This is a genomic window from Legionella stuttgartensis (assembly GCF_977063405.2).
Map to the genome: position 1 here is coordinate 358,299 of NZ_CDRUHA020000093.1, position 25,166 is coordinate 383,464.

Consider the following 25,166-nt stretch of genomic DNA (forward strand, 5'->3'; position numbering starts at 1 on the left):
CTATCTGAGAAAAAATCATTAAATCTCCGCTCTGTTTATTTAATATAGTAAGTTTACTTTAAACATCAACTCATAATGAGAAGTTACAACTCCTAAATCCTCATCTATACTAAAAATAGTTTGTGGCATAGAGGAAAGGAATTAATAATGAATACTCATTCTAGTAGTGGCCGCGGCGATTTTCATACACTGTATCAAGGTCGATCTGTAGATAATCTCATAATTGAATATATGGAAGAAAATAACATTCCTGGAATGTCTTTGGCAATTGTTCAAGCACCTTATATTACCCGAGTCATTGGCTATGGATTAGCGGATACAGAAAAAAAGCGTCTCGTCTCTACTCGCACTCTCTTTCCTGTGGGGCAATTAACACATGCATTTACTGCGGTAGCTATAATGCAATTAATAGAAGATGGAAAACTGCAGTTAGATGACTCGATTTCTGCTTCCATATCGTCCTTACCTCAAGCATGGCAAGGGGTTACCATTAGACAATTATTAACTCACAGTTCGGGAATACCTGATTATTCAGAATGCGAGGGTTTTTCTTTTCATAAAGATTATCATCCCGAGGAGATTTTTAATTTAATTAAAGATCCCAATTTATTATTTACTTCAGGCACCAAAATGCAACCCAGTGCCTCAAATTATTATTTACTGGGAATTATTATTGAGAACATCAGTGGCATGAGTTATGAAGCTTATGTTACCAAAAATCAAATTGAGCGGGTTGGTTTGAAATGCACATCGTTTATCAAAAATACATCCTCAATCGATAATGAAGTTCATAATGGGAGTACGCCTTTTAAGCACAGCGAGTTTTTACATAACCCCTCTTACATAGACCCTACAGAAGTTGCTGTGGGTTATAAAGCAGATAATAAAGCAGCTCCAGAGCTTACTTGGGCAACTACTTTTGCACATAGTGGCATCATTGCTTCCGCCGAAGATATCAGCATATGGGATATCAGTCTGGCGGGATCTATTTTAGTCAAAGAAGCCGAAAATAGAGATTTTCTATACCATAGTATTACTTTAAATAATAAAACAGTCATCCCTGGAAATGCGAGCTGGTTATTCCCAGGTCATCCGGGCTTAATGGAAATAAAGGGTAACATTCCTGGTTTTTCTGCTTTTTTAAGCCGTTTTACTGCCCCAGATGAACTTTTGTGTGTCACTCTTTTAGCCAATAAAGAGAATTTATTTGATTTGGATATCTTAGCCCGTAAAATTGCAGCCGCTTTTGATATTAGACTGGCGGCACCAGAAGGGGTAGGCTCCGAAACACTGCAAAGTCCTTATTCAGTCTCTCAAACCATAGAACGAATCACTGACATGATCACCCAAAAAGGGGGAAAAATATTTGCTCATATTGATCATAGTAGTGAAGCTCAAAAGGTGAATCAATCACTCCCCCCTACAGAGGTACTTATTATAGGCAATCCTGAAAAAGGAACACCCTTGATGCAAGAGAATGCAGCAGTTGCACTTGATTTACCCTTGCGGATAATGGCAACAGAAGATCAAAGTGGACAGGTATGGTTAAGTTTCACCGATCCCATTCAATTAGGAAAAGCATACCATTTACATGGTAATCAATTAAAACAAATCGCTACAACGTTACGTGTACTTTGTGAAAAAGCCGTATCAGCACAAAGTATTATTTAAAATAACTAATTACCTGGGTAAAGGCACAGCCGCACCCAGAAGCAGCTGATGTCAGGAAAACGTTGGTTTGCTCCACCTAGAGTTATGCACTTATATTTTTTGCTCTATTTCATAATGCTGAATGAGTGCAGGATTTTCTGGTGATAATGTGAAGCTTATTTTAAGATTTGCTTTTTCTCCTTGAATAATAAAATACCCGCGTAGTTGATTCTCTGGGACCACAGTACCCACTTTAAGAATTTTACCTGCCTTGGCAAAAAGATCCTGAGTGTTTTTTCGCAACGAAGCAACTGATGAATCCAGAAAAAAATTCACTGCGAACAATCCACTTGTTTTTGCATCGTTCCATTCAGGTAAGAGTTTCATTAATGCTTTTTGTCTTTCATTCAAAATTTGTGAAGGAGGCAACGTTCTGGGTGTAAGTTGCGCTTCTTTAATGAGCTTATTAACGACTTTCATGTTGACTTCGTCCGCAGCCGCATAAGTCACATTCGTAAATAAAATCACTCCTACCCCATATTCAGGCAATATGAACCAATTACTACCAAAACCAGGTAACCCACCGCTATGTCCTACTGATACTTTGTCATGACAATCTTTAGCCCATCTTAATCCATAGCCATATGCGTTAATTGTGGGGCATTTCGTACCATTTACCTTATTCGTTGCATTCACCGCATAAAGTCGCCAAGGTTGATGCATTTCACGTATAGAACTTCTTTTAATCAGTCCAGTTTCTCCATCATCACGTGGAGGCCATGCAAATTGATGTAAGGCAGCATAACGACTAAATGATTCAATCGAAGCAATCATACCTCCCATGGAAGCATAACTGCCATCATGTAATAAAGACTCCTCCATCCAATGTCCATTATCCCATCGATAACCATGGGCTAATTGATTTGCTGGAACTTGAGCAAACTCCCATGCTGCATTCTTCATTCCTAAAGGTTGCCAAATATTTGCAGCAATATATTCCTGATAAGAAACCCCTGATACTTTTTTAACAATCAAACCTAAGAGCGCAAATCCGAGATTGCTGTATTCAAATGATGTGCCGGAGGCATTAGATAAAGAAAGACCTTGGTTTACTAATGCAGTTAATTCTTCATCCGTCTTACTCAGATTCCTATCACCCCAAGGATTGTCTTCAGGAAATCCAGCTGCATGAGTTAAGAGATCACGAATGGTAATCTCTGGTGCATCTTGAGTTAATTTTTGATTTTTTAATTCAGGAATATAAAGAGAGGCAGGGTCATCCAATCTTAATTTACCCTCATCACGAAGTTTTAAAATAGCCATGGCCGTAAAGCTTTTGGTCATCGATGCAATGCGAAACATCGATTGAGGAGTAGCAGGAATTTTTTTCGCGATATCGATATAACCACCACTCCCAGTATGTACTAGCTTTCCATCGAGAATAATCCCATAAGCATAACCAGGAACATGATTTTTTTCTGCATATTTCTTGTACATTTCATCAATGACAGGAAATTCCACCTGAATTTTTGTAAGTCGGTTATTTTCAGTGAAAACAGGAGGAAGATAAGAGTTTTTATTTTGACCATTTGCTGCAAAAGGGAGTATCGCAGTCAGCACAAATAATTCTTTTATAAAAAAACGTCCCATAAAAATAAAAACCTTGATAAATCGAGTTAAGAACACGAAGTATATAATATTTATTGACTGAAATTGACTTAAAATGAAAAATAGAGATTCTGTAAGCAGCCATTTAACTCAGGACGTAAGTCCTGTAACTGGAATAATCCAATGAAGTTTTCAACACTATTAAGACTGATGCGTTTTTGGCCACCTTTTTGGGGTGCTGGAATCAGTGTAAAAAATTTTCATTCTGATGGCACTCAGATTGTCGTTCAGATGAAAATGCGTTTTTGGAACAAAAATTATGTGGGAACACATTATGGTGGCTCCATGTACTCTATGACCGATCCTTTTTATATGTTGATGTTAATGAATTTATTAGGAAAGGGGTATGTTGTTTGGGATAAATCAGCGTCCATCCGCTATAAAATCCCTGCTAAAGGTACTCTTTATGCGCAATTCAAACTATCTACTGAACAGGTTGAAAACATTCGGCTTGAAGTCAATGAAGCGAAAAAAATTGACTCGGAATTTATTGTTCCTATAACTGATGAAGACGGAAAAGTCGTTGCTGAAGTGAAAAAAATTCTTTCTATTATCAAAAAATAAAAGAACAAAAGATTCGTAATTATTTTACCCAACCACTCATTATATTTAAGGGGAATACTATGCCCATCCATTCCTTTTCAGAAGAGGAACAGGCTCCCATTTTGAGTCAATATAATAAGACTCAAACTGATAAGAACAAAATCCCACAATTACTACGTAATTACAATTCAGGCTGGCCACTCTTACAAGTAAGCCTGCTTAGTCTTAATGATACATTAGAGCCAGCGAAATATGAGCATGTTTTAGGCGGTGGAACATGTCATTTTTTTTATATTGGGGCTTTTAATTTCGCAAGTCTCCTAACAAAAATTCCTGGTGATATGGATATCGAGACCCCAGATTCTACAGCCTCTAAAAGAGAACTAGTAAAAGCAGATAACGTACTGTTGTATTTGAAGGCCTTTAGTATCCTTCATAAAAAATTTAATATTAAAATAACGAGCACATCAGGGGGATATGGTAAAACTTTAATTGTTGAGCTCCCGATAGGCAATGCAGAACGACTTCGTAATGCATTGATCGATAGCCTTTCATTTGCATTAAGAAAACCATCGTTAATCCGAGCAATTGGGGGCTGGAACGATTCTGGGTACACGCAAAAATACATTGAAGATGCAATTAACCCAGAGGTTGCTATTTTTATCAATGGACAAATTTTTATTGATTTAGGCATGTTATTAAAACAAATAGTCAAGGATAAAGAAGTAACCTCCTTGTTTAAACACCTATTTAAAGTAAACGAGTTTTTGGAACTTAAAAAGAAATCTGCCGAGTTCAAACCTCAAGTAATCAAAGATAGTGAAATAACTCTAGAAGCTGCGGCAAAACCAACGGAGTCACGATTCAAAAAAATGCTATCGTTCTTCCAGGATGAAAAAAAGAAGGCAACCAGACCTGATAATGATCCCAGCGAAACAGAACGGTTCATTCACAAAGAGTTAACGATCAACTTCCAAAGGTAAACGTGTATACTTTAACACCAGGATCGAGAGCAATAATTTGTAAATATCCATTAGTGAATTGTTTTTGCGAAATTAACTCATAAATGGAATATTTATCGACCACGATCGTATGTTCTTGTAATTTTTTTCCTGATTGTTGGTCAGTGAGAATCACCTTAACCGTGATGGGATTTGCTGTATTAGTTCCCATAACCGCATAAACTTTGCGGGCATTAAAGTGTATTTTTATAGCAGCATTTGCTTCTGCAGAGACAATGTTCTCTGCATTAACCTGCCATAATCCATCCAAGCTCCATGCATTAGACGATAATTTTTCGGAAAAATGGTATTGGGTGGTTTTATCTTTTATAAGCTCTGGACTGTAATTGGAATCAGCTTTTGCATACCCCAAATAGGTTTCTGGCGTTTGGGTTAAGTTGAATGAAATACCTTTTAAAGATTTTAAAGTGCTTAGATCCTTAACTCCCAATAAAAAGCGGATGTTATTCTCCATAACATCATATTCACCTTCACCAAAATGTTTGTAAACCACATAACCTTTTTTGTTAATTAAATAATGCGCAGGCCAGTAGTGATTTTGATAATTCCTCCAGGTTACAAATTGATTATCGAGTGCTACAGGATAAGCAATTCCATATCGCTTCACCGCAGCTTTGACATTATCTAAGTTTTTTTCAAAATCAAACTCCGGTGTGTGGATACCAATAATAACCAAACCTTTATCATGATAACGATCATACCAATCTTTGATGTAAGGGATCGTGCGCAAACAATTGATGCATGAATAAGTCCAAAAATCGATTAAAACTACTTTTCCATGCAAATCATCTAGGTGTAAAGGAGGCGAATTAATCCATGCGTCGATACCTTGTATTGGTGGTGCTGGATAAGTAAACCATAAACCATTGATGAGAGCGTTTGACGTTTTAATTCCTGTTTGAGGAGTCACTGAAGATGAAACAACCTCTCCTTCAAAGTAAATCATGTACACCACACTCGCAATAATTATCCCTCCTAAAAATTTACGAAAGAGGGTGGCTCTTGTTTTAAAAAAAGTGAACGTATTAATTAATTTTTTCCCATATAGGGAAATAATAAACATAGGAATTGCAGCGCCAAGAGCAAATGCGAGCAGCGTCAAGAAAGTAATTATTGTTGTTTCCTGTAATGCTGTTTGCACAATAATCGCAGCCAGAATTGGACCTGCACAAGGCGTCCAAATAAGAGCAATGATCCCTCCTAAAAAAAGTCCATTCCAAAAACCTCCTTCTGGTTTATGGGCAGTGGAAAAAAAACTACCTATTCGGGTGAGTCCTTGTGTTATTTTGCCAAATTTCTCTGTTAAATAATTTGAGATCATGATAAGGCCTAAAAAAAGCAAAATGGCATAACCAATCTCTCGAACTAAGTTAAAATCAACATCTAAATAACGCACTAATTGATGAGAAAAGAACACTAATATGGAAAAAAACAAGGTAAAACCAACAATAATCCCTATGGGGCGTTTTTTGGATCCAGAGAGTGAACCTGCTAAAAAAATAGGTAGAATAGGTAAAATACAAGGAGAAATAATTAAACAAAATCCTTCTATAAACCCTAAAATAATATTAATAAAATTCGCTTCCATTTTATTTCCGGAACTTGCAATTCATTTTAATCAATATCTTGTGCGGTCACTTGTTTGTTTGCAAAACTCCATTGCTGCATTACAAAAATAAATTGGCGCGAAAAGCTCAAATACAAACTATGACTATTTACAAACGCACATGAGCCCCACTTTCCTGTAGTCGCTTGGCCACAACTAACTGAATATTATCTCGTGCTCGCGCAGGGAAATATTGATAGACTGCCAAAAAATCCCTAGCATTAATCGTAAGAAACTGACACGCAGTTATGGTGCTAATACGCGCCGTTCTGCGAATATTACGTAAAATCGCAATTTCCCCGAACACATCGCCTGCACCCAAAGTATTAATGCGTTTCCACCCCATAGATTGGGTTTTTATAGAAACTTGGACAGTACCTCGAATAATAATATATAACTTATCCCCTATTTCCCCTTGTTCTATGACGAGCTCTTCGGGTCTATAGTTCGCAATAACACATTTATCAGCAAGCATTTTTTGTTCAATTAGGCCAATACCTGTAAAAATAGTGGCCCGAGAAAGAATGGATATAATTTCTGCTTGTGATAGACCATTACTAGGTTCCATATACTTTCTCCCTATTTAAGATATATCCTAGAAACGCAGTACCTTTTGATCATAGTATAGTTGTATTTTCTAAAATTTTTTACACTCAGAATAGTCGCGTAGTTGGTCGCAAAACAATTGTCCTAAAAACAATAAAACACTAATTAAATCGGCTACTCCCCCAGGACTAATTCCTATCTCGGAAAAAAGTTGATGTAATTCCAATGCCTTTTTTTGGCGAGTCTGCACGCATTGAATTGTTAATAATTCTGCAGCTTTATTTTTCGCATAATCTAAACCTAACTTACCCTTTCTATGAAGAATATTAGTATCATCCGTATGCAGTAAAAGCTCTGAATAAGCAAATAAACAGACTATATCCAGTGATTGAGTCTCAATAAACAGTGAAATAAAGGTGGGGAGCAATTGAAAAATAAGCTCATAACCCTGTATCGCTATTTGCTTGGCATCAATAACCTTATATTTTTGACGCACTAATGCACCGTGGCTTTCTGGATTTCCAACATGGTCCGCCAAATATTTGGGCCAATCTTTTAGTATTTGCTGATGAACATCCAATGGAGTGAATTGTTTCTTTTCCTGGGCCAACCTCATAACCGAAATACAGATTATACCCAAAGCAAAAATAGCACCACGATGTGTATTGATTCCACCAGTTTTTTCCAGCATCCGCTGCTCCGCAGCAATCGCCACTTGTTTTAATTCATCAAAAGAATCATTAATTAATCCCTTTTTTGTAATTTGATAAAAGTAATGACGTAAGGTAAATAGACTACGGTAAAAGGTTTCACCATTCATATCATGATGCGCGCCAGCATCCACAAAACTGACCAAACCGGGTTTTGGATAGGCTTTAACTTCAAAATAAAGCGCTCTAACTGCCATTTTGGCAAGTGTTCTTTCACAACAGTGGATAGTGTTCATAAAGTTCAATTCTTGATAACAACGTAACCCTATCCTGACTCTTACACAGCAGCTTTTTTGCAGATACATTGAGTAATTCTTTGAGCGGAATATCGCCAAAACCAGGAAAACGCACCTCTCCATCAATCTGGCGATTAAGTTTTTTGGTTAATGCCTCAACGAACTCACACAGAGTAACCAAAGAATATCCTTGGTAATTGAGAAGTACATCAAGGTCTGAATCAGGACTAACAAAGGAGTGGCCTGATAAATAGTGAAATAAAAATGAGCCGTACACGGCGATATCAGAAATCAAATACATCTCAAGAATACGATTTAACGCCTTTACTCCATAATGGCGGAAAAAAAAATCGTACATCTCGTTCAGTTGAGGAAGTGGCTTTTGTTTTTGTACTAATGAGGGCGCAACTCGTAAACCAACTCGATGCTTTTTATTGGCCAACAAAAGAGTTAATCCAAGACTTATTGTTTCTTGAGGAGCTATTTGTTTGGCATAAATACAAGGAAAACCTTTTGCAAGCCAGATCCTCACCTCTTCTTCTATCATTTGTTTCTCTTCATGAGATGACGCTATAGCAAAATCAGCATTAGGGTGAAGATAAATTAAATGATGTCGTTGTGGACTCATAAATGATTGGCTACTTTATTGATAATCGAATAAGCAAGCTTTCTACCTTCGCGTTTGCTCCCCAAGAGTGCACGCTCATCTTTAGTATTGCCCTGATGGATTGCCCATTCAATTTTTGCAGCAAGTTCAGATGGTCTTACAATCTCATGCAACCCACCAAGTTCATAAAAATTTTGCACACCAGGTGCAAAAACCGGGAATGTCTTACTAAGCTCTTGAAGGGTGCTTAATTCTATTTTGGTCACCTTTGCAATACCTTCCAGCCACATTACGGCTAAGCTTGCATCGGGTAAGGCTAAAATGGTGTCTGCCATTAACCCATAGGCGATAAAAGCACCACCTAATGCTTGATTATACACAAGCGATATCAAAGCATTTCCTTGTTGGCGTAAACACTCCAAACATTCAAGCAAATGTCCAAAATATTGTTGCATCCCCAACCATTCATCTCGCATGGTTAATTCTTGTCCTGCAACATCGACTAAAAGCAAAACAGGAGCTTTTGATTGAGTCTCAAGAATGTCAATTATGTGCTGCGCCATAATCAGCGCTTGCTCTACCCCCAAAAAAGTTGACTCTTTTATCCCAAGAATATGAACCAGTTGATTATTCAGTGTCGCTTGCCCATAAATAACAGATTGATTTTCCTCTAGCGTAACATCCTGAGAAAATATCTGTTTGAGAAGATCCTTTAATTCAACCATTTCTTATTCCTTCTGTATTATCGCAGTGATACTTCGTAGCCTGGGTGCAATTAATTACGATTCTTTTTTATTTCTTTTGCTGCGTTTAAAAACTCCTCTTCACTCATATCAAAAAGTGTTGCAGCATACTTTGGAGCAACTTTATTAAGATAAGCCCCCTCTTCCTGGTATCCATGAGTCTCCTGAAAACGTTTTTTTAACAGCGTATGCTTTTGTTTGATGGAATTAAGATCCAAAAGCACCCTCTTATCAAGAGCAGCAATCAGTTTAGTACGTATCGCGGCAACATTAGAGCCCACATAACTTTGAGCAATTTCCTGCAAATAACGTGTTTTACCTCCATATACGCGCCATACCAATGCCCTATCCTGTGAATTGAACGCTTCAATTCCAGCTACCGCTTGAATCACCTCAGGACCTGATACGCCAATACGTGCTACTTCATTAATTACAAGATAATCCAGACACGCAGAAATAATTCCCATACCGCCAAAAGCACCGTTTTTACCACAAACAACACCTATTGTGGTTATCCCATGATGACGTGCTTCGAAAATAGCGCGAATTATTTCTGAAATTGCTATTTCTCCTGCATTTGCTTCATGCAAACGCACGCCTCCGCTATCAATGAGAAGGATCACGGCCTTAACTTGGGTTGTAATCGCAGCTTTGAATAAACCAGTAAGTTTTGCTCCATGAATTTCACCAACAGCACCACCCATGAAATCTTTTTGCTGGGCAGCAACAAGTACTTTATTTTTTTGTAACAACGCGGAACCAATAACAATACCGTCATCAGCTTCGCCTGGCAAATTTAAAGCAGCTAAATAAGGGCTGTATTGCTTTTCCTCGGTAAGCCACTCAGTAAACGAACCCTCATCAAAAACAACCTGAATTCGTTCACGCGCATCAAGCTCTTCATAATTAGTACCTATTTTGCAATTCCCCTGAAACTCGTCCAATGCCTGACTTAATCGTAATAAAACAACTGCAGGAGTCGCTCCGTTATCATTGAGCGTAAAGTGCAAACCAATGGGTTGATGTTGCGTGACAAAATCCCCAATAACCATTTTCCATACAGGCTTATAATGTTCAATTGCCGTCTGAATCGTGAATATTGTTTCAGAACTCGTATTTTCCTCAATAATAACTTCTAGATTACCCGAGCCAACAACGCCACAAACGGTTTTTTTGCCTCGCAAACGTTCTCCAGAAAGTGCAAAACGAAACTCCATCATTTCCATATTTTTTGTCCTACCAATTTCTAAATTTTACAGGCGGCTCATAGAGTCCCTGCGAACAATCAACAAGTTCACGAATTGACTTGGCTGCCAATAAATCTCGAGTTGCATCGGAAGTTTTAATTCCTAAATCTTCAGGACGTTTAATAACTCCTCGCTGACGCAATTCATCCACTTTTTTCCTATCCCGCATTACTCCAACCTCAGTATATCCTGCAATGCCCCGAATCGCTTGTTCACGTTCTTCAAGAGTTCGACACATAAGGAGGTTAGCAATACCCTCTTCGGTTACAACATGACTCACGTCGTCTCCATAAATCATCACGGCGGGTAAATCAGCATTCATTGATTTTTGCAAAGCCCAAGCATCCAGTTTTTCCACAAATGTAGGCTGGGTTGAACTCTGGAATGTTTCTACCATTTGAATCACCAATTTTCTTCCTCGTGGCATTTTGGTCGCCAGAGCTTCGCTGCGTTCTTGTCCTGCTTTTAACCAAGCATATGAAGAATGACGTCGGCCTGGTGCATCACAACCCATGTTGGGAGCCCCTCCAAAACCCGCAATACGACCTTCAACCGCTGTAGAACTATTCCCCTCAAGATCCATTTGTAACGTTGCACCGATAAACACATCACAGGCATAATGTCCCGCTAACTGACCTAACATCCTATTCGAACGCAAACATCCTTCTTTACCTGTAAAAAAGATATCTGGACGGGCAGCCGCATAGCGATTCATACCCACTTCGCCTCCAAACGGATAAATCGTTTTTACAAATCCTGCTTCAATAGCAGGTATTAAGGTAGGTAAAGGATTAACAACCCAATGCTGGCATATTTTTCCTTTTAACCCCAGTGATGCCGCATAGGTAGGCAAAAGAAGTTCAATGGCACAGGTATTAAAACCGACACCATGATTTAATATATTCACTTGATAAGGTGCATATATCCCTTTGATCACCATCATGGCCATTAATATTTTCACTTCATCTATTTGTGCGGGATCTCGAGTAAAAAGTGGTTCAATATAAGATGCTTCTGGACCTTGAACAATGACATCAACCCAATCTCCAGGAATATCAACTCGCGGTAACTGCTCCACAACTTCATTAACTTGAACAATAACTATGCCGTTTTTAAAGTTAGTTGCTTCGATAAGCGCTGGCGTTTCTTCTGTATTTGCTCCAGTAAATAAATTACCCTGTTTATCTGCTTTATCAGCCATCAACATACAAACATTGGGTGTTAAATCAGCAACCAACCTACCAAAGAGCTCATTATAAGTATGAATATTTCCTATGTTGATTTTTTTGTTTTTCACCATTTCAGCAAGACGAACTGATTGAGGGCCGGAATACGCAAAATCAATGCGGTCTGCTATTCCTTTTTCAAAAATATCGAGATGTTCGGATAAGGCAATAGCGGATTGAATCATATGTAAATGATTTACTTTGGTAGGATCTAATTGGGTCAATGCCATCGCCAAAAAACTGGCCTGCTTTTGGTTATCTCCTTCGATACATACCCGATCCCCTGAGTGAATGAGCTGAGAAAGTACAGCGACAAGGTCGCATGCAGCAACAAACTTATTGTTTTTCAGGTAGGATTTGATCTTGGACAGACGTTTTAAATACCCTTTTTTATTCTGCTCCCACATTATTGCTTCCTATCAATTTTATATTAAAAAAAGAGGAGGTACACTGGATAACCCGAATACCGATTACTTTTCAGACAACCAATCAAGCGCGTCTTTAGTGCAACTTGAGTCGTGGTTTTACTCTACGGCTTAACACATTCGATAGTGTGAGTAAGAAAACTCGCCACCACCCATATAATGAAATTTGATGTTGTTTGTATAATGATAGATAGAATAAACGAGCTAATTTTCCCTCTATCATCAAACTATTAGTGATTTTTCCCATCAAATTGCCAACTACATGATGACTCATAGTAACTAAAGAACCATGATCATGATAATGATAAATAGGAAGGGGTTTTCCCTCTAAATATTTATCAAAATTTTTATACAAAAATTGTGCTTGCTGATGCGCTGCTTGCGCGCGCGGCGGCACAGTTTTATCCGAATGAGTTTGCGGGCAACTGGCGCAATCCCCTAAAACAAAAATAGAATCATCTAAGGTTGTTTGTAGCGTTTGTTTCACTAAAAGTTGATTGATATGATTTACTTCCAAACCATCCAGTTGCTTCAAAAAATCTGGAGCTTTAATACCAGCAGTCCAGACAATAAGATCTGCAGGAATAAATTGTCCTGATTTAGTATGCAAACCTTTTTCTGTCACTTCATTAACTTGTTCGTTAACACAGATTTTGACACCCATACTCGTTAATTCAGTAAACACTTTTTCTGAAAGCTGTTCTGGAAGGGCTGTCAATAATCTACTTGCCGCTTCGATGAGCGTAAAAGAAACAATTTCGGGTTTAATGCCAATGCCATAATTTATAATTTCGTGGATTGAGCTGTTTAATTCTGCTATTAATTCAATCCCAGTAGCACCTCCTCCGACAACCACAAGATTAAATTTCCTCTGCTCTGACTGTTGAGAAAGACGCATGAAGTGATTTAATAATTCACGATGAAAATAAACTGCCTGCGGAATATTATCTAAAAACAAACAATGTTCACGTACCCCGGAGATACCAAAATCATTAGCAACACTTCCAACTGCAATAATTAATATATCGTATGAAAGCGCTCGTTTTGGAAGTACTTCCCGGTCATGGCTGTAAAACGGAGATAAATAGATTTCTTTTATACTCCGGTTCAGACCTTCGAGTGCCCCTAAAACGAAATGAAAATGATGGGTCGCAGCATAAGCGAGATAGTCAATTTCATTTTCATTGGTAAATAAGCTCCCTGCGGCAACCTCATGTAATAATGGTTTCCAAATATGGGTCGGGGAACAATCAACCAGCGTAATAGCTGCTTTACCCTCTTTTCCATACTTAGCTCCAAACAACGCCGCCAGCTCCATTCCGCCTGCACCACCGCCGACAATAACAATATTTGGTACATGGTTTTTATTTAGCATAAAAATTCTTCCGCAGAATAAATTGTTATTATAGTAGGATCTGCTGATAATTCCTTCTTGAACCCAGGTACCGACGCTCTGAAATACGGGAGGTTTAAGTCCTGCTATATAGTTTCATATTAATGAGTCGTATAGGATAAGTAAATAAGAGTAAGATCTATAAATGGTATCGCCATGGGGGACATATTAATTTTTTAGAACACTTTCCTACATGTTGACTACCAGTTGTATCATAAATTCAGCTAAAACCGCGAATAATACTAAAATTTTAGACCCAAGATCTTTGATTTTGCTTATAATGATAACAACAAATAAATCGAGGGATTTGATGTAACATGTCACATGAGAAAAAATTTACCGGCATTCAAGTTGAAACCCATTTGTTAGTCGCTGTGTGGAACGTTCCTTTTATTTTTCAAGGCTGTTTCAAAATTACGGAGCTGGATGGAGAACATATTGTTTTGTATTTCTTTAGATGCCAGGCAAGACAGGAGCAGCAATCGAATATCCTTAATGATGAGTTTTCACCTGGGCTCTATGAATTTACCCATTTATATAATGAAGCAGGTCTTATTCAGTTAAATAATCTGGAACCAGCGCAAGAAGATGCCCTATATTTATTGAAATATGCGCTACATATAACTTTGGGCGAGATGTTGGCTAACAGAAAAACGCATTTCACCTCGATAGATGATCTGGCAATGCAGAAACTGATAGATAAAGTAAGACCGACTTTGAACAAAGAATTAACTTTACCCGAAGAAGATCATATTGGATTTGCGGTTGCAATGGATTTTCGTCCTGAGGAAAAAATCGCATTATCGGCTGCATTGACATTGCTTAATCATCTAAAAAATATAGATACTGAAATAATACAATTTCATTAGAAATTAATTAAATTAACACCCCTGATGGTGCGCTGGTAGTAATATTAGATTTATCTTGTGAGCGTTGCTGCTTATAAATAATCAAGTTAGAAACCAAAGACTCTTTTTAAACCAATGCACTTCCACTGGTTTAATTGTCAATCAACTTTAGCCGAAAGATCTGACCTTTCAATTCAATCGTATCCCCTGCAACCATCTTTTTTCTTTTCTGTTTTTCTATTATGCCGTTTACTAAGACATTGCCAGTAGCAATCATATCCTTGGCTTCTGCTCCGCTCGAGGCAATACCTTCAAATTTAAGAATTTTAAAAAGTTCAACAGGTTCTTTATTAATGAAAACATCCGTCATATTATTTATTACTCCAGTAATTTTTAATTGTCGCAATTTTTACTTTTTAAGGAATCACGATAAAGGGTTTCAATTTTAGTCCTTGCCCATGGTGTTTTGCGTAGGAATTTAAGACTTGAATTAATGCTAGGGTTGGTAGAAAAACAATTTATCTTGACTCTCTCCGCCAAGCCCTCCCAGCCATAACGAATCAAAAGACGATTTAAAATAGTCTCTAGTGTAATGCCATGCAGTGGATCATTAGAAGCTCTGTCCATCAACTATACCTTTTTTGTTGCACATCGGGGTTTTGGTCTCGATCGTGCTAAACTCTATTACTCAAATACTACTTATCTTTGATTATATTAACATACAAAAGTGTTCTTAGTGTAATCACATGGCTTAATAATGCTACTTCTACTCTTGCTTAATCAAATCTTTAACCTCGGGGTTGTGGGCGAGTGAATGTGACGAGGAGAACTTTAAGTATTAATCTGAGCCAGTTGGAATACCGAAAATAGAAAATACATTGTTCTGAAATATCACTTTTAGTTGTTAAAAACTATAAATAAGAGATAGAGGGCCATGAACTGCAATGGTGCCAAATAATTATCTTTTAAAAAGTAAATAATGCTTCTTTTTATTTCCATTTTTGAAAAAATAATTTTCCAAAAAACTATCTATACAAACACCATCTGAGTGTTTAAAATTTGACCTTATTGAATTAATTTATATCCATATTTTAAATTAATAGTGCTTCAATAGGTTTATAGGAACGTTCCTGAAAAGGACTTACAAAATTTTTAATAAATTTTAACATTAGGTATACAAAATGCCCCCTTTATTTCCAAACAATAATGAGTATGTATATATTAGCCAACAGCAAGTAGGGGATTGTTATTTACTGGCTCATTTGGATTGCTACCTAAATGAAGTAGCCGGAGGGCGTTCGCATATCAAGGAAATGTTCACCGAAAACAGTGATGGTAGTGTTACTGTTCGTTTCCCAAGAAATCATTACAGTAAATATCTTGTATTGACCGATATTACTGCAAAATATCACTATACCCAGGATAAGACAACAGGACATGATGTTTTTACAATACCCAAAGAGGAATTGCAGCGAATTGATAGAAACCAAATTGAATTCAATAAATATGGAGTACAGTCTAACTCACTTGCTGTAAAGATAATTGAGCATCTGAGCTCTTATTATTTTACTGGCTCACTTGGCACTGAGCCTAATATTAGTGCTATAGCTCATAACTTTAATAATCGATATGAAAGTACGAATGCCGCAGCTGTTTTTGTGAGTCATCTACTAGGGACCCATGCTTACCCTGCTCCAGTTGAGTACATAAAAAAAATGAAGGAATCCATTACCCCATATACACCATCTACTGTTGTCGATATGAAATATGGTTTGCCCGATGCTTCTGGGGAAATACATTCTGTTCATACTCTTAGGATCCATCGGCTGGAGGTTGTACAGACAGAATCAGGTCCAATCGTATATTTTCATTTAGTCAATCCGTGGGATAACAGTAAAACTGAAGTATTTAGTGAGGAAGAATTAAGAAAAAGAGAAGCCCGATTCTTTGTGTTGAATCTCGATAAGCCTAGAGAAACTTTAAATAAAACATTACTCCAATGCAATGAATATACACGTCAATACATTTATGCACGAGTTAATTTATATAAAGCGCTCCTATCCTTACAGACAGAATGGGGAAGTCGTTCTCTTACAATGCAGCAATTAGAAGCTTGTGTCCAACTGCACTCTCAAATCCCATATTTTGATTTACTTCTTAGTTCGTCTAAGCCTTCTGCAGAAGACAGTCAAAAACAACTTACAATGATAAGACAGATGATAATGGCTTATGGGAATAAAAAAGAATTTTTCCGGTTGTTATCCGTGAGTCTAGCTGATGCCGGATTGATCCAGTTGCTTTTGAACTACGAGCAACCACCTCAAAATGAAATTAATGAAGTTCTTGCCGAAATTAGAAGTGATAAAGGCCATCCACTCCACACCGCGGTTATTTCCGGAATTATCCAGAATAGAGAATATCGCCAGGCAGAGCAGTTAATTATTGCTTATGTACAGCAAATTGAAGATTGTTTGGAAAGTAATAGCGGATCGAGCGAAGAAGAGGTTGAATACAACCGAAGGACTCAGATCAAACGTGTGGAGGCTATCGCTTTAGATTCTCGCTTAAAAGAAGCAGAAAAATATCTAGGCTTTCCCGCCGGACATCCCAAAGTGAATGAAGCTTATGACACAAAGATCAAAGCGATAAATGCGGCTGCCAAAAAAAGATTAAATACTCTAAATGGCATCTTGGCCATGAATCATCAAGAAGAAAAAATTGATGAATTTTTGATAAAAGAGGATAATCAAGAAGTCGAACAAATCAAAGACATCGAAGATTCCAAAGAATTTTTTGCAGGACTTTTTCAGGAAAAAGGTGTTATTAAAACAAATGACCAAAATCATCTTAGAGATGAATTACTTCAAAAAGCACAACACCATTTTAGTTTCTTTTTAGAACTTTTGGCATGTGATCTCAATGAAATTGATCCTTCAAAGTTGGGTCATCTTATTTATCAACATCGCAAGCAAATTGATTTTAAGAAACTTAACAGCATTCTTGCCGAAAATCATCTTTCCCTAGAGTCTCTGGCAATAGCATCGGTCGAAAATACATTACTGTTTTTGAAAAGCAGAGTTTATTTAGAGTTCACCGCCATCGAGCTAGCTCATATTTACTATGCTCACCGTCACGATCGCTTGTTTATTAATGCTTTAAATCAAGCTCGGCAATCTGGTTTTTCTCCACCTCCAACTCAAGTTCCTGGAATCCATCGTATATTATTGGAAGCTGAAAAACAGGAGAAAAAAGAATGTATAGATATTATTTCAAAGAGTGCCACCCTCAAAGTGATGCTACAGGCTGAAAATGAAACAATTAAAAAGCAGCTGAGAGATAAACTCCAGATTAAAAACAACAACAACTTTTCCCAACTGCGAATTTTTAATTTAGGCTCACAACAAGAGAATCTTCGAAATGGATTTGAGGAGCTTAAATCCAAAGCGCCAACAGACTTCGATTCAGCTTTGGAGCTACTAAAAAATCACAATTTAAGAAATTTAGAGCTCAATGATTTGTGTAACATAATATATAACCATCGTAATCGTCTTACGCCAGAATTAATTCAAGAAGTTCTTCATAAGAATAGCCTCTCCCTAAAAGATTTAGCATTATCTTCTGTAGAAAACAGTTTGATGCTATTAAAAAGTAGATTGGTGATGATGTTTTCGATAAAAGATTTAATTACCATCTATAGTTATTTCAGTGAGTATTTTTTATTTCAAGACTCTTTAAAGGAAAGCCGAAAAGCGAATTTACCTCTCCCCCCATCAAATTATCTCCCCGGTATCAATTACTTAATGGAATTAGTTAATAAAGAGGTCGATTTAGAAAAAGCACAATCCTTGTATCTTAAAATATTTGAGAATCGGTCCCTTGTGAAAATATATCATAAAGAAAGGGAGTGTCTTGGAGAAAAAGGGATCCTTGATCTTGAAACTTCAGTTATCTCATCAATGAGACTTTAATTGTTAGATTCAAACTATGTTTTTATGTGGTCTATAAATAAGCTTGATCCGTGTTGCGCCATCAAGCCTACAAAATTGTTGTTACAATAAGTTCATACACAGACAAGAGTTTATTGGGTGAGTTCAATTTTTAATTGTATATAAAACAAACAACAGGAGAGGTTAAACTTCCACCTGTTTCAATACAACTACTCTTCATTTATGTTAGAGAGTTATTTATCGACTTTCTTCCTCTGCAATATATTTGCATGCAGACATAATTGTTAAATTGGAGAATACAAACCCATCGTTATATGGAAGGCACCTCTTATTAAACCGCTACATTTGCTCTAAACAATTTATACTAATGCTCAAGCCAGGCAATTTTCTAGTTTTCTATGTTAAATACCAGAATGTCAAAACTAAAAGATCACCTCAGCTATTCATAGTCCAACTTACACTCTTGTAATGGTATTATTTTGGTTCTTTTTATCCATTTATGGCCGAGCCAAAGCATTAGAAAAAAAGGCAAGCTCAAGTAAGAAATTAGTATTCCATACCAATCTATAGGCGTTATTGTAAACGCAGCGTAATTTTGGCCCCCAATCACAATGATACATACACTAAAAGCAAACAAGGGTCCAAATGGGTACCCTTTTGCCAGGTAAGGAAGTTTCGTCGGATCTTTTCCCTGGTGTAAGTACGCTTTACGAAAACGATAATGGCTAACGGCTATTCCCATCCATGCAATGAATCCGGAAAGGCTTGTTGCATTGAGTAACCAGAAATAAACCGTCCCATTGCCAAAAAAGGAAGATAAAAAAGCCAGCATTGCCACAGCACTGGTTAATGCTAAAGCATACACAGGTATTCCTCTTCGATTAACCACAGAAAAAACTCGAGGAACATGCCCTTCCTTCGCGAGATACCAGAGCATTCTGCTGCCCACATACATACCCGAATTAGCTGTCGAGATAATGGCAACAAGAATGACTGCATTCATAATCATTGCGGCGAATGCTTTATTAAACTGTTGGAACACTAAGGTAAAAGGGCTCATTACTACTTCGGAGCTGACTAATTGTGATGCCGTATAAGGAATTAAAAGACTAATAACAAACAGGGATAAGATGAAAAAAATGAGGATCCGCCAAAAAACCATCTTTACGGCTTTTGGTATTGTCTTATCAGGATTAGAACTTTCCCCCGCCGCCACCCCGATTAATTCCGTGCCTTGAAAAGAAAACCCTGCGGCAACAAAAGCACCCAGAACACCAACCCAACCACCATGAAATGGGGCATCACCAATACGCCAATTTTCAAAACCGCCAGCTTTATAATCCGCAAAACCGAAAGCGAGGAAAAATCCGGTCACAATAAAGAGAATCACCACAGAAATTTTGATAAAGGAAAGCCAGTATTCCACCTCGCCAAAAGCTTTAGTTGATATCGCATTAAAACCAATGATCAAAAAGAGAAAAATGGAGCACCAAATATAGGATGGGCTTTCAGGAAACCAGAAATGCATAATTAACGCGGAAGCTGAAATTTCTGAAGCAATATAAATGGCACAGCTATACCAATAATTCCACCCAAGTGCATATCCTAAAGAAGGATCGAGAAAACGGGCTGCATAAACATAGAATGAGCCACTGGTCGGCATAAATGCCGCCATTTCGCCAAGACCGGTCATTAAAAAATAGACCATAATCCCCATAACCAGGTAGGCAAGTAGCGTCCCTCCAGGTCCCGCTAAAGATAAAGCACTACCACTGGCTAAGAAAATTCCCGTTCCAATAGAGCCACCTAAGGTTATCATTCCCAAGATTCGCGCATTAAGCTTTCGTTGCAGCGAAGGCTCCTGAGCTAAATTGTGCATCATTCATCCTTGAACTAATGAAAAGTATTATCCATTAATAACACTATTTTCATTGATTAATCATTAAAAAACTCGCAAAGTAGTCGATGAAAATGATGCGTTCCTTGTTCTTTGGTGGGAGAAAAACGACCGGCTTCATAAAAACGAGAACGAATTCCCTGTTGGACTGATTCGACAACAGCCTCATCCTCGCGCTCTACTTTATCCAAGTCCCCACCGGCTCCTTTGCCTAATTTGGTTTCATCAAGCACGAAGGTAAGAAATGAGACTTTAGTTAATGCGGGCCCTAATGGTTTCACTACATTTACAGAACATCCCCATGGATAGAAATTAAGCATTGTATTGGGAAAAATCCAGTAATAATAAGCCGCGACTTGTTTGCCATAATCTGGTGAATCTTTAGGCAAATCAAAACATTCCTCACCATGACTGGCAAGAGCCAATTGCAAATTGCAATAGCGATAAAGCTCTGTACTATAGGTAGTACAATCAATCACTTTTCTTAATGAATGATGGACAAAAGGAATATGTAAGGCTTCAAGATAATTTTCGCAATACAATGCCCAATGGGCTTTAACCAAATAATCACGTGATCGATTCATGTCGAGACGCATTTTTTCCATAGGCAGCCAAAACAGACGTTCTTTTATATCTGCAAACACATCCCTAAAAGGGACTTGTGGTGCGAGTGAGGCAAAAAGAAATGGCTCAAGGAAATCAAAAGGGATTTTTGCCAAATTGTCCTTTGCCGTTGGAAAATCGCATGTTTTTTCAAATTCAGGCATATGTAGAAGTTCGCCACAAAGATTAAATCGACGTCCATGATAAGAACACTTAATCTTTTCAGCAGAACACGGAGCTTCAATCAAAATTTTGCCTCTATGGGTGCATACATTGCTAAGGCAACGAAAACGGTCTTGTTCATCACGAACAAATAATAACGGCTCATCAAGCAATCCTGGCAATAAAGTAAAAGGCACCAGTTGCCCTTCTAATCGCAGGCTTTCTGTGCTGGTGCAAAACTGCCAAGTCCTTGCAAATATTTTTTCTTTTGCTTCTTCGAAACAATCCAAAGACGTATAAAAATGTGCAGGTAACGTAGAGGCTTTTGCTATATCGGGATCGACGTAGAACTTATTCATGGTTAACTTCCTTATTATTAGTTCCTATCCTGCTTCTCGGGCAGGCACTTTTGGCGATATTAAATCACCAATTACCCTTGTTATCCATATCTTTATGATTAGGCCGAATCACTACTGACAAAAACTGTCAGCACGATCTTTTAAACTCAAATCTCCATTCAATTAAAAGGAGTCGTGTATGTATCTTGATCCAAATTTAATAATCTTTTATGTTGATAATCCTCAGGTAAGCGCACCGTTTTATGAGCGTTTACTCAGGAGTCAACCTATTGAATCATTTCCTACTTTTGTCATGTTTTTATTGAAATCAGGTATGCGTCTCGGCTTATGGTCAAAACACGTTGCTGAGCCGCCTGCAGCAGCACTTGGTGGGGGAAGTGAGCTTTCATTACAAGTAGAAAAGGACCATATAGTTGACGAACTACACACACTCTGGCAACAAGAAGGGATTCAAATAGCCCAACCCCCTACAATGATGGATTTTGGTTACACCTTTGTCGCGCTGGATCCCGATAATCATCGTATTCGCATATTCTCATTGAAACTCGCAGAGGGTGTCTCATAATTCTTATCTGAGAATAATCAAATTCCGGCTCTCTTCTCCAAGGGAGCCCAAAACACCTCATTCCCTTTTCCTACTAAAGTAAGAGTCAAACTAAACAAAGTGCCATAACAGGTTACGCATGGACTTCGTGATGGGAATACACCAAGAGCTCATTTCTTCATATAAGTCTGAGTATGCTCATTTATAAAATCGATCATTTTTTCATTTCTATTATGTTCAGCCCAATCCATTGGCGTTTGATTTAAATCATCACTAACTTTTAAGTCAGCCCCACTTCCCACTAAAAACTCTAATATTTCCAGATCATTACGCTTGGCAGCAATCAAGGCGGGAGAAGCTCCATATTTATCTTGAGCATTCACATTACCACCATACTCTTTTACAATTAATTGAACCTGTTCCAGATCTCCATCTAAAACAGCCTCACACAAACTTTCATCCATTGGATCAATTTTAGTTCGCATGAATTAATCTCCTATCTTAAGCCTATTATAGTGTGCATCAGTCTATTTAAGCCCTTTGGGATCATTAAAAGATACCATCCCATATTGTTCGTCCCAAGCCTCCTGAGCAGTCTTAGATTCGTTCTTAATTCCCTCTAACTTTTCTTTAGATAAGGTTTTGAAAAACTCTAATGCGTGCTGACGGTCCTTCTTAGGTAAACTATCTGCTGATTGCGCAATAAGTTTCAGTGTTTCCTTTGTCATCAGATGTTCAAACGGTCTTTGAGAAGGAAAAAATGAAAATGGAGTCATTCCTGTCACATTAGGGGCTATTTCTTGTAGAAAAGTCGGTACCACAGGAACTGTTAATTTTGTATGATACCTTTGTTTCGGTTCAATCGGTACTAAAGCTTTACGCACAGGATTTTCATGCAATTCTTTTACAATACAACCAAACAATTCGGCACATAATTTATTACCAGCATCTGTATCAGGAAATAGATTTGCTAATACTTCCAATGGGCGTTTTCCCGTCTTTAAACGGCCTGCCTCGTACTCTTGTTTCACCGCGTTGTAATATTGGGCAAAGATCTGCATTGATAATAAAGTATCTTGTTTATTTACAAATATATTTCGAGCATGTTCAGCTGTCTTAAAAAAGTCTCCTGTTTGGTATGCATATTTGTATCTTCCTTCTTCAGCATGCCAACTCGGTATATTTGTAAATACCCTGAGTAGACTTTTAAAATGATAATATCCATACTTAACACCATTAATTTCAACCTCCATGGCCGGCTTTTTCGCGTTATTAGGTAGAGTAAGCCCCCCAGTTAACTCAAGTACAGCCTGCGGAGGTGGAGCCATACCCGCACGCCAACTTTCTCGTTGACAGGCAATAACAAGCGGCATTAATTTATATCGTGAATCATCTAAAGCTGCTGGATAAAAATCAAAAGTTTTATCTTTATTATACTTATCATCGACTCTCACTCTATAGGTGAGACCATACTGACTCATGCCCTCACAAAAAGCGATATCATATACCCCATTACATTTTTCATCTTTATGCCATGGATCCGAATCGTATTGAGTGCAGTAATCTACTAAAGTTTTAGCAAAAATTCCTGGTAACTTACTACCAGAACCGGTGAATAATAATTTATTATGTGCAGAAACATAAACTTCAGAGCATCTGCTGCAATTAAATGCATCTGAATTGGCGTGAAAAGTTAATTCGTACAATTTATCAAAATCATTATTTGCCCATGTGACATTAGAGTCAGTCTGTAAACAGGGACGGCCCTGGTTGTCTATAATTGTTCGTGTTTTAACAATATCAGCAACGCTTCCAATAGCCTTACAATTTCTTAAAAATTTAAGCTCCGCCTCACTGACGTTAGCGTTGAGATAATCTTTAATCAGGATGTCGCTTCCATAAAATTTTTGGGCATCCGTCATCATCTGCTTTCTTGCTGCTTGATATTCTGCTGAATGATAATCTTCTCCCTTATCCCAATTGGGAATAAGAAACAACGTGATTTCAACTTTAGGGGGTGTTTCTCCCTTTTCTTTTGCTGCACTTTCAAGTCCGTCTTTTAAGCGAACCACATCTTGCCTATTTCCTGCACTTAAAATACCCGGATGGTATCCTGGCGGTGTATCAGTTCGCTTGGAGTAAAAAGTAATTGCTACGACTGGTGATGGTTGAGTGGTAGTAGACTGTTCATTTGCCTGACTTTTATTAAGCATATCTTATTCCTAAAATGAAGTTGCTCATTTTCAATAAGTATAGCCAATTAAGATTAAATTTTAATCATTTTGTTGCTTTTAAATGCGATCAATAGAAATTAAAGTAAAAACCAAAATGAACTACATACATAAGCCTTAGAAAATAAATTTTTAAAAAAAGTATATGCGTTTTTAAGATTAAGTTATTATCACTGAAGGACGATTTCTAATTAAAAAATGGAGCATCTCAATGCAACACCTAACAAAAATCCTAGCCATAACTTTTGGTTTGATGTGTGCTTACACTAGCTTTGCAAGTTCACCTGCTGCAGAAGTACCTATTTTGGGAAAAACCTTATCTCAAGCCAAACAGCAAAATATGACGCCCAAGCAAGCACTACAACGCTTGAAAGATGGGAACCAACGTTTTTTAAATAACACCTCAATTCCCAGAGATTATTTAAAACAAGCCCATCAATCTTCTTACGGACAATACCCATTTGCAGTAGTGCTTAATTGTATGGATTCACGCAGTGTCCCTGAATTATTTTTTGACCAAGGTTTGGCCGATTTATTTACTTTGCGTGTAGCAGGAAATGTGCTCAATAACGATATTTTAGGTAGTATGGAATATGCGACTAAAGTCGTTGGCTCTCGACTTATTGTCGTCTTGGCACATACTTCATGTGGTGCTGTAAGTGGTGCTTGTAGTGGCGTACAACTCGGACATTTGACTGATATTATAGATAAAATTAAACCAGTGGTAGATATCAGTATGCAAGAACAAGGAACAAAAAATTGCTCTGATGCAAAATTAATTGATGCCATTGCTAAAGCCAATGCTTTAAGAATTGTCAAAGAAATGCAAGAAAAGAGTCCTATTCTTAAAGAATTAATTAGTAAAAAACAGGTAGGAATAGTAGCGGGATTACATGATATAAAAACAGGGAAAGTACAATTCTTTGAAGAAAAACGTTCCGTGCCCAATTAAA

22 protein-coding genes are annotated in these 25,166 nt (G+C 37.6%); 7 read left to right on the forward strand and 15 right to left on the reverse strand.

The annotated features are described in order from the left end of the window. Positions 1 to 147: 147 nt before the first annotated feature. On the forward strand, positions 148 to 1,671 hold the full coding sequence (locus ACWTEW_RS31770) for a serine hydrolase (protein ID WP_454781964.1): 1,524 nt from the start codon (positions 148 to 150) through the stop codon (positions 1,669 to 1,671). Positions 1,672 to 1,761: 90 nt separating this feature from the next. On the opposite strand, the gene ACWTEW_RS31775 is transcribed toward ACWTEW_RS31770, so the two are convergent. Continuing rightward, the gene (locus ACWTEW_RS31775; RefSeq protein ID WP_454781965.1) at positions 1,762 to 3,300 is read right to left on the reverse strand and encodes a serine hydrolase domain-containing protein; all 1,539 of its coding nucleotides are present in this window, start codon (positions 3,298 to 3,300) and stop codon (positions 1,762 to 1,764) included. 141 nt (positions 3,301 to 3,441) lie between these two features. Here ACWTEW_RS31775 and ACWTEW_RS31780 point away from each other — a divergent pair, with 141 nt between their 5' ends. After that, positions 3,442 to 3,882, forward strand: a complete 441-nt coding sequence (locus ACWTEW_RS31780) for a DUF4442 domain-containing protein (RefSeq protein ID WP_454781966.1) — start codon at positions 3,442 to 3,444, stop codon at positions 3,880 to 3,882. 59 nt (positions 3,883 to 3,941) lie between these two features. Further along, on the forward strand, positions 3,942 to 4,844 hold the full coding sequence (locus ACWTEW_RS31785) for a hypothetical protein (protein ID WP_454781967.1): 903 nt from the start codon (positions 3,942 to 3,944) through the stop codon (positions 4,842 to 4,844). On the opposite strand, the gene ACWTEW_RS31790 is transcribed toward ACWTEW_RS31785, so the two are convergent. The 8 genes from ACWTEW_RS31790 to ACWTEW_RS31825 form a co-directional block, all read right to left on the reverse strand. Next, on the reverse strand, positions 4,828 to 6,471 hold the full coding sequence (locus tag ACWTEW_RS31790) for a cytochrome c biogenesis protein DipZ (protein ID WP_483099566.1): 1,644 nt from the start codon (positions 6,469 to 6,471) through the stop codon (positions 4,828 to 4,830). The two genes, ACWTEW_RS31785 and ACWTEW_RS31790, sit on opposite strands and share 17 nt — an antisense overlap. 127 nt (positions 6,472 to 6,598) lie before the next feature. Beyond that, positions 6,599 to 7,057, reverse strand: coding sequence for a cyclic nucleotide-binding domain-containing protein (locus tag ACWTEW_RS31795; protein WP_454781968.1), 459 nt, complete (start codon positions 7,055 to 7,057; stop codon positions 6,599 to 6,601). Between the two features lie 69 nt (positions 7,058 to 7,126). Beyond that, on the reverse strand, positions 7,127 to 7,981 hold the full coding sequence (locus tag ACWTEW_RS31800) for a triphosphoribosyl-dephospho-CoA synthase (protein WP_454781969.1): 855 nt from the start codon (positions 7,979 to 7,981) through the stop codon (positions 7,127 to 7,129). Beyond that, positions 7,959 to 8,609 carry a malonate decarboxylase holo-[acyl-carrier-protein] synthase gene (gene mdcG, locus ACWTEW_RS31805; RefSeq protein ID WP_454781970.1) on the reverse strand — a complete coding sequence of 217 codons (651 nt, stop codon included), beginning with the start codon at positions 8,607 to 8,609 and terminating at the stop codon, positions 7,959 to 7,961. Before mdcG ends, ACWTEW_RS31800 begins: the two co-directional genes overlap by 23 nt. Then, entirely contained in the window at positions 8,606 to 9,313 is a 708-nt protein-coding gene (locus ACWTEW_RS31810) for a biotin-independent malonate decarboxylase subunit gamma (protein ID WP_454781971.1), read from the reverse strand. The genes mdcG and ACWTEW_RS31810 overlap by 4 nt, the downstream gene beginning before the upstream one ends. 50 nt (positions 9,314 to 9,363) lie before the next feature. Next, positions 9,364 to 10,557 carry a biotin-independent malonate decarboxylase subunit beta gene (locus ACWTEW_RS31815; RefSeq protein ID WP_454781972.1) on the reverse strand — a complete coding sequence of 398 codons (1,194 nt, stop codon included), beginning with the start codon at positions 10,555 to 10,557 and terminating at the stop codon, positions 9,364 to 9,366. A 10-nt stretch (positions 10,558 to 10,567) separates the two neighbouring features. Beyond that, positions 10,568 to 12,211, reverse strand: a complete 1,644-nt coding sequence (gene mdcA / locus ACWTEW_RS31820; RefSeq protein WP_454781973.1) for a malonate decarboxylase subunit alpha — start codon at positions 12,209 to 12,211, stop codon at positions 10,568 to 10,570. Positions 12,212 to 12,305: 94 nt separating this feature from the next. After that, the gene (locus ACWTEW_RS31825; protein WP_454781974.1) at positions 12,306 to 13,604 is read right to left on the reverse strand and encodes an NAD(P)/FAD-dependent oxidoreductase; all 1,299 of its coding nucleotides are present in this window, start codon (positions 13,602 to 13,604) and stop codon (positions 12,306 to 12,308) included. A gap of 335 nt (positions 13,605 to 13,939) precedes the next feature. On the opposite strand from ACWTEW_RS31825, the gene ACWTEW_RS31830 reads away from it, so the two are divergent. Continuing rightward, positions 13,940 to 14,491 carry a hypothetical protein gene (locus ACWTEW_RS31830; protein WP_454781975.1) on the forward strand — a complete coding sequence of 184 codons (552 nt, stop codon included), beginning with the start codon at positions 13,940 to 13,942 and terminating at the stop codon, positions 14,489 to 14,491. Between the two features lie 130 nt (positions 14,492 to 14,621). On the opposite strand, the gene ACWTEW_RS31835 is transcribed toward ACWTEW_RS31830, so the two are convergent. Together ACWTEW_RS31835 and ACWTEW_RS31840 are read right to left on the reverse strand one after the other, a co-directional pair. Beyond that, entirely contained in the window at positions 14,622 to 14,876 is a 255-nt protein-coding gene (locus ACWTEW_RS31835; RefSeq protein WP_454781976.1) for an RNA-binding S4 domain-containing protein, read from the reverse strand. Then, positions 14,864 to 15,097: a VF530 family protein gene (locus ACWTEW_RS31840; protein ID WP_454781977.1), complete on the reverse strand. Its 234-nt coding sequence runs from the start codon at positions 15,095 to 15,097 to the stop codon at positions 14,864 to 14,866. Before ACWTEW_RS31840 ends, ACWTEW_RS31835 begins: the two co-directional genes overlap by 13 nt. A 554-nt stretch (positions 15,098 to 15,651) precedes the next feature. Between ACWTEW_RS31840 and ACWTEW_RS31845 the strand changes: the two genes are divergently transcribed. Next, positions 15,652 to 18,438, forward strand: a complete 2,787-nt coding sequence (locus tag ACWTEW_RS31845; protein ID WP_454781978.1) for a hypothetical protein — start codon at positions 15,652 to 15,654, stop codon at positions 18,436 to 18,438. 418 nt (positions 18,439 to 18,856) lie between these two features. Here ACWTEW_RS31845 and ACWTEW_RS31850 read toward each other — a convergent pair whose 3' ends face one another. Together ACWTEW_RS31850 and ACWTEW_RS31855 are read right to left on the reverse strand one after the other, a co-directional pair. Then, positions 18,857 to 20,299: an amino acid permease gene (locus ACWTEW_RS31850; RefSeq protein ID WP_454781979.1), complete on the reverse strand. Its 1,443-nt coding sequence runs from the start codon at positions 20,297 to 20,299 to the stop codon at positions 18,857 to 18,859. A gap of 53 nt (positions 20,300 to 20,352) precedes the next feature. After that, positions 20,353 to 21,438, reverse strand: a complete 1,086-nt coding sequence (locus tag ACWTEW_RS31855; protein WP_454781980.1) for an SRPBCC family protein — start codon at positions 21,436 to 21,438, stop codon at positions 20,353 to 20,355. A 178-nt stretch (positions 21,439 to 21,616) separates the two neighbouring features. On the opposite strand from ACWTEW_RS31855, the gene ACWTEW_RS31860 reads away from it, so the two are divergent. Further along, positions 21,617 to 22,003, forward strand: coding sequence for a VOC family protein (locus ACWTEW_RS31860; RefSeq protein WP_454781981.1), 387 nt, complete (start codon positions 21,617 to 21,619; stop codon positions 22,001 to 22,003). A gap of 149 nt (positions 22,004 to 22,152) precedes the next feature. Here ACWTEW_RS31860 and ACWTEW_RS31865 read toward each other — a convergent pair whose 3' ends face one another. Both ACWTEW_RS31865 and ACWTEW_RS31870 read right to left on the reverse strand, forming a co-directional pair. Beyond that, positions 22,153 to 22,467 carry an ankyrin repeat domain-containing protein gene (locus ACWTEW_RS31865; protein ID WP_454781982.1) on the reverse strand — a complete coding sequence of 105 codons (315 nt, stop codon included), beginning with the start codon at positions 22,465 to 22,467 and terminating at the stop codon, positions 22,153 to 22,155. A 42-nt stretch (positions 22,468 to 22,509) separates the two neighbouring features. Beyond that, positions 22,510 to 24,195, reverse strand: coding sequence for a hypothetical protein (locus ACWTEW_RS31870; RefSeq protein WP_454781983.1), 1,686 nt, complete (start codon positions 24,193 to 24,195; stop codon positions 22,510 to 22,512). A 271-nt stretch (positions 24,196 to 24,466) separates the two neighbouring features. On the opposite strand from ACWTEW_RS31870, the gene ACWTEW_RS31875 reads away from it, so the two are divergent. Beyond that, on the forward strand, positions 24,467 to 25,165 hold the full coding sequence (locus ACWTEW_RS31875; protein WP_454782067.1) for a carbonic anhydrase family protein: 699 nt from the start codon (positions 24,467 to 24,469) through the stop codon (positions 25,163 to 25,165). Position 25,166 lies beyond the last annotated feature (1 nt).

Bases quoted from the DNA above. Each gene is read 5' to 3' on its own strand.
- ACWTEW_RS31815 (WP_454781972.1), bottom strand. From the start codon at position 10,557: ATGGAAATGATGGAGTTTCGTTTTGCACTTTCTGGAGAACGTTTGCGA.
- ACWTEW_RS31875 (WP_454782067.1), top strand. From the start codon at position 24,467: ATGTGTGCTTACACTAGCTTTGCAAGTTCACCTGCTGCAGAAGTACCT.
- ACWTEW_RS31825 (WP_454781974.1), bottom strand. From the start codon at position 13,604: ATGCTAAATAAAAACCATGTACCAAATATTGTTATTGTCGGCGGTGGT.
- ACWTEW_RS31855 (WP_454781980.1), bottom strand. From the start codon at position 21,438: ATGAATAAGTTCTACGTCGATCCCGATATAGCAAAAGCCTCTACGTTA.
- mdcG (WP_454781970.1), bottom strand. From the start codon at position 8,609: ATGAGTCCACAACGACATCATTTAATTTATCTTCACCCTAATGCTGAT.
- ACWTEW_RS31845 (WP_454781978.1), top strand. From the start codon at position 15,652: ATGCCCCCTTTATTTCCAAACAATAATGAGTATGTATATATTAGCCAA.
- ACWTEW_RS31840 (WP_454781977.1), bottom strand. From the start codon at position 15,097: ATGGACAGAGCTTCTAATGATCCACTGCATGGCATTACACTAGAGACT.
- ACWTEW_RS31795 (WP_454781968.1), bottom strand. From the start codon at position 7,057: ATGGAACCTAGTAATGGTCTATCACAAGCAGAAATTATATCCATTCTT.
- ACWTEW_RS31770 (WP_454781964.1), top strand. From the start codon at position 148: ATGAATACTCATTCTAGTAGTGGCCGCGGCGATTTTCATACACTGTAT.
- ACWTEW_RS31775 (WP_454781965.1), bottom strand. From the start codon at position 3,300: ATGGGACGTTTTTTTATAAAAGAATTATTTGTGCTGACTGCGATACTC.
- ACWTEW_RS31810 (WP_454781971.1), bottom strand. From the start codon at position 9,313: ATGGTTGAATTAAAGGATCTTCTCAAACAGATATTTTCTCAGGATGTT.
- ACWTEW_RS31790 (WP_483099566.1), bottom strand. From the start codon at position 6,471: ATGGAAGCGAATTTTATTAATATTATTTTAGGGTTTATAGAAGGATTT.
- ACWTEW_RS31860 (WP_454781981.1), top strand. From the start codon at position 21,617: ATGTATCTTGATCCAAATTTAATAATCTTTTATGTTGATAATCCTCAG.
- ACWTEW_RS31800 (WP_454781969.1), bottom strand. From the start codon at position 7,981: ATGAACACTATCCACTGTTGTGAAAGAACACTTGCCAAAATGGCAGTT.
- ACWTEW_RS31865 (WP_454781982.1), bottom strand. From the start codon at position 22,467: ATGCGAACTAAAATTGATCCAATGGATGAAAGTTTGTGTGAGGCTGTT.
- mdcA (WP_454781973.1), bottom strand. From the start codon at position 12,211: ATGTGGGAGCAGAATAAAAAAGGGTATTTAAAACGTCTGTCCAAGATC.
- ACWTEW_RS31785 (WP_454781967.1), top strand. From the start codon at position 3,942: ATGCCCATCCATTCCTTTTCAGAAGAGGAACAGGCTCCCATTTTGAGT.
- ACWTEW_RS31850 (WP_454781979.1), bottom strand. From the start codon at position 20,299: ATGATGCACAATTTAGCTCAGGAGCCTTCGCTGCAACGAAAGCTTAAT.
- ACWTEW_RS31780 (WP_454781966.1), top strand. From the start codon at position 3,442: ATGAAGTTTTCAACACTATTAAGACTGATGCGTTTTTGGCCACCTTTT.
- ACWTEW_RS31870 (WP_454781983.1), bottom strand. From the start codon at position 24,195: ATGCTTAATAAAAGTCAGGCAAATGAACAGTCTACTACCACTCAACCA.
- ACWTEW_RS31830 (WP_454781975.1), top strand. From the start codon at position 13,940: ATGTCACATGAGAAAAAATTTACCGGCATTCAAGTTGAAACCCATTTG.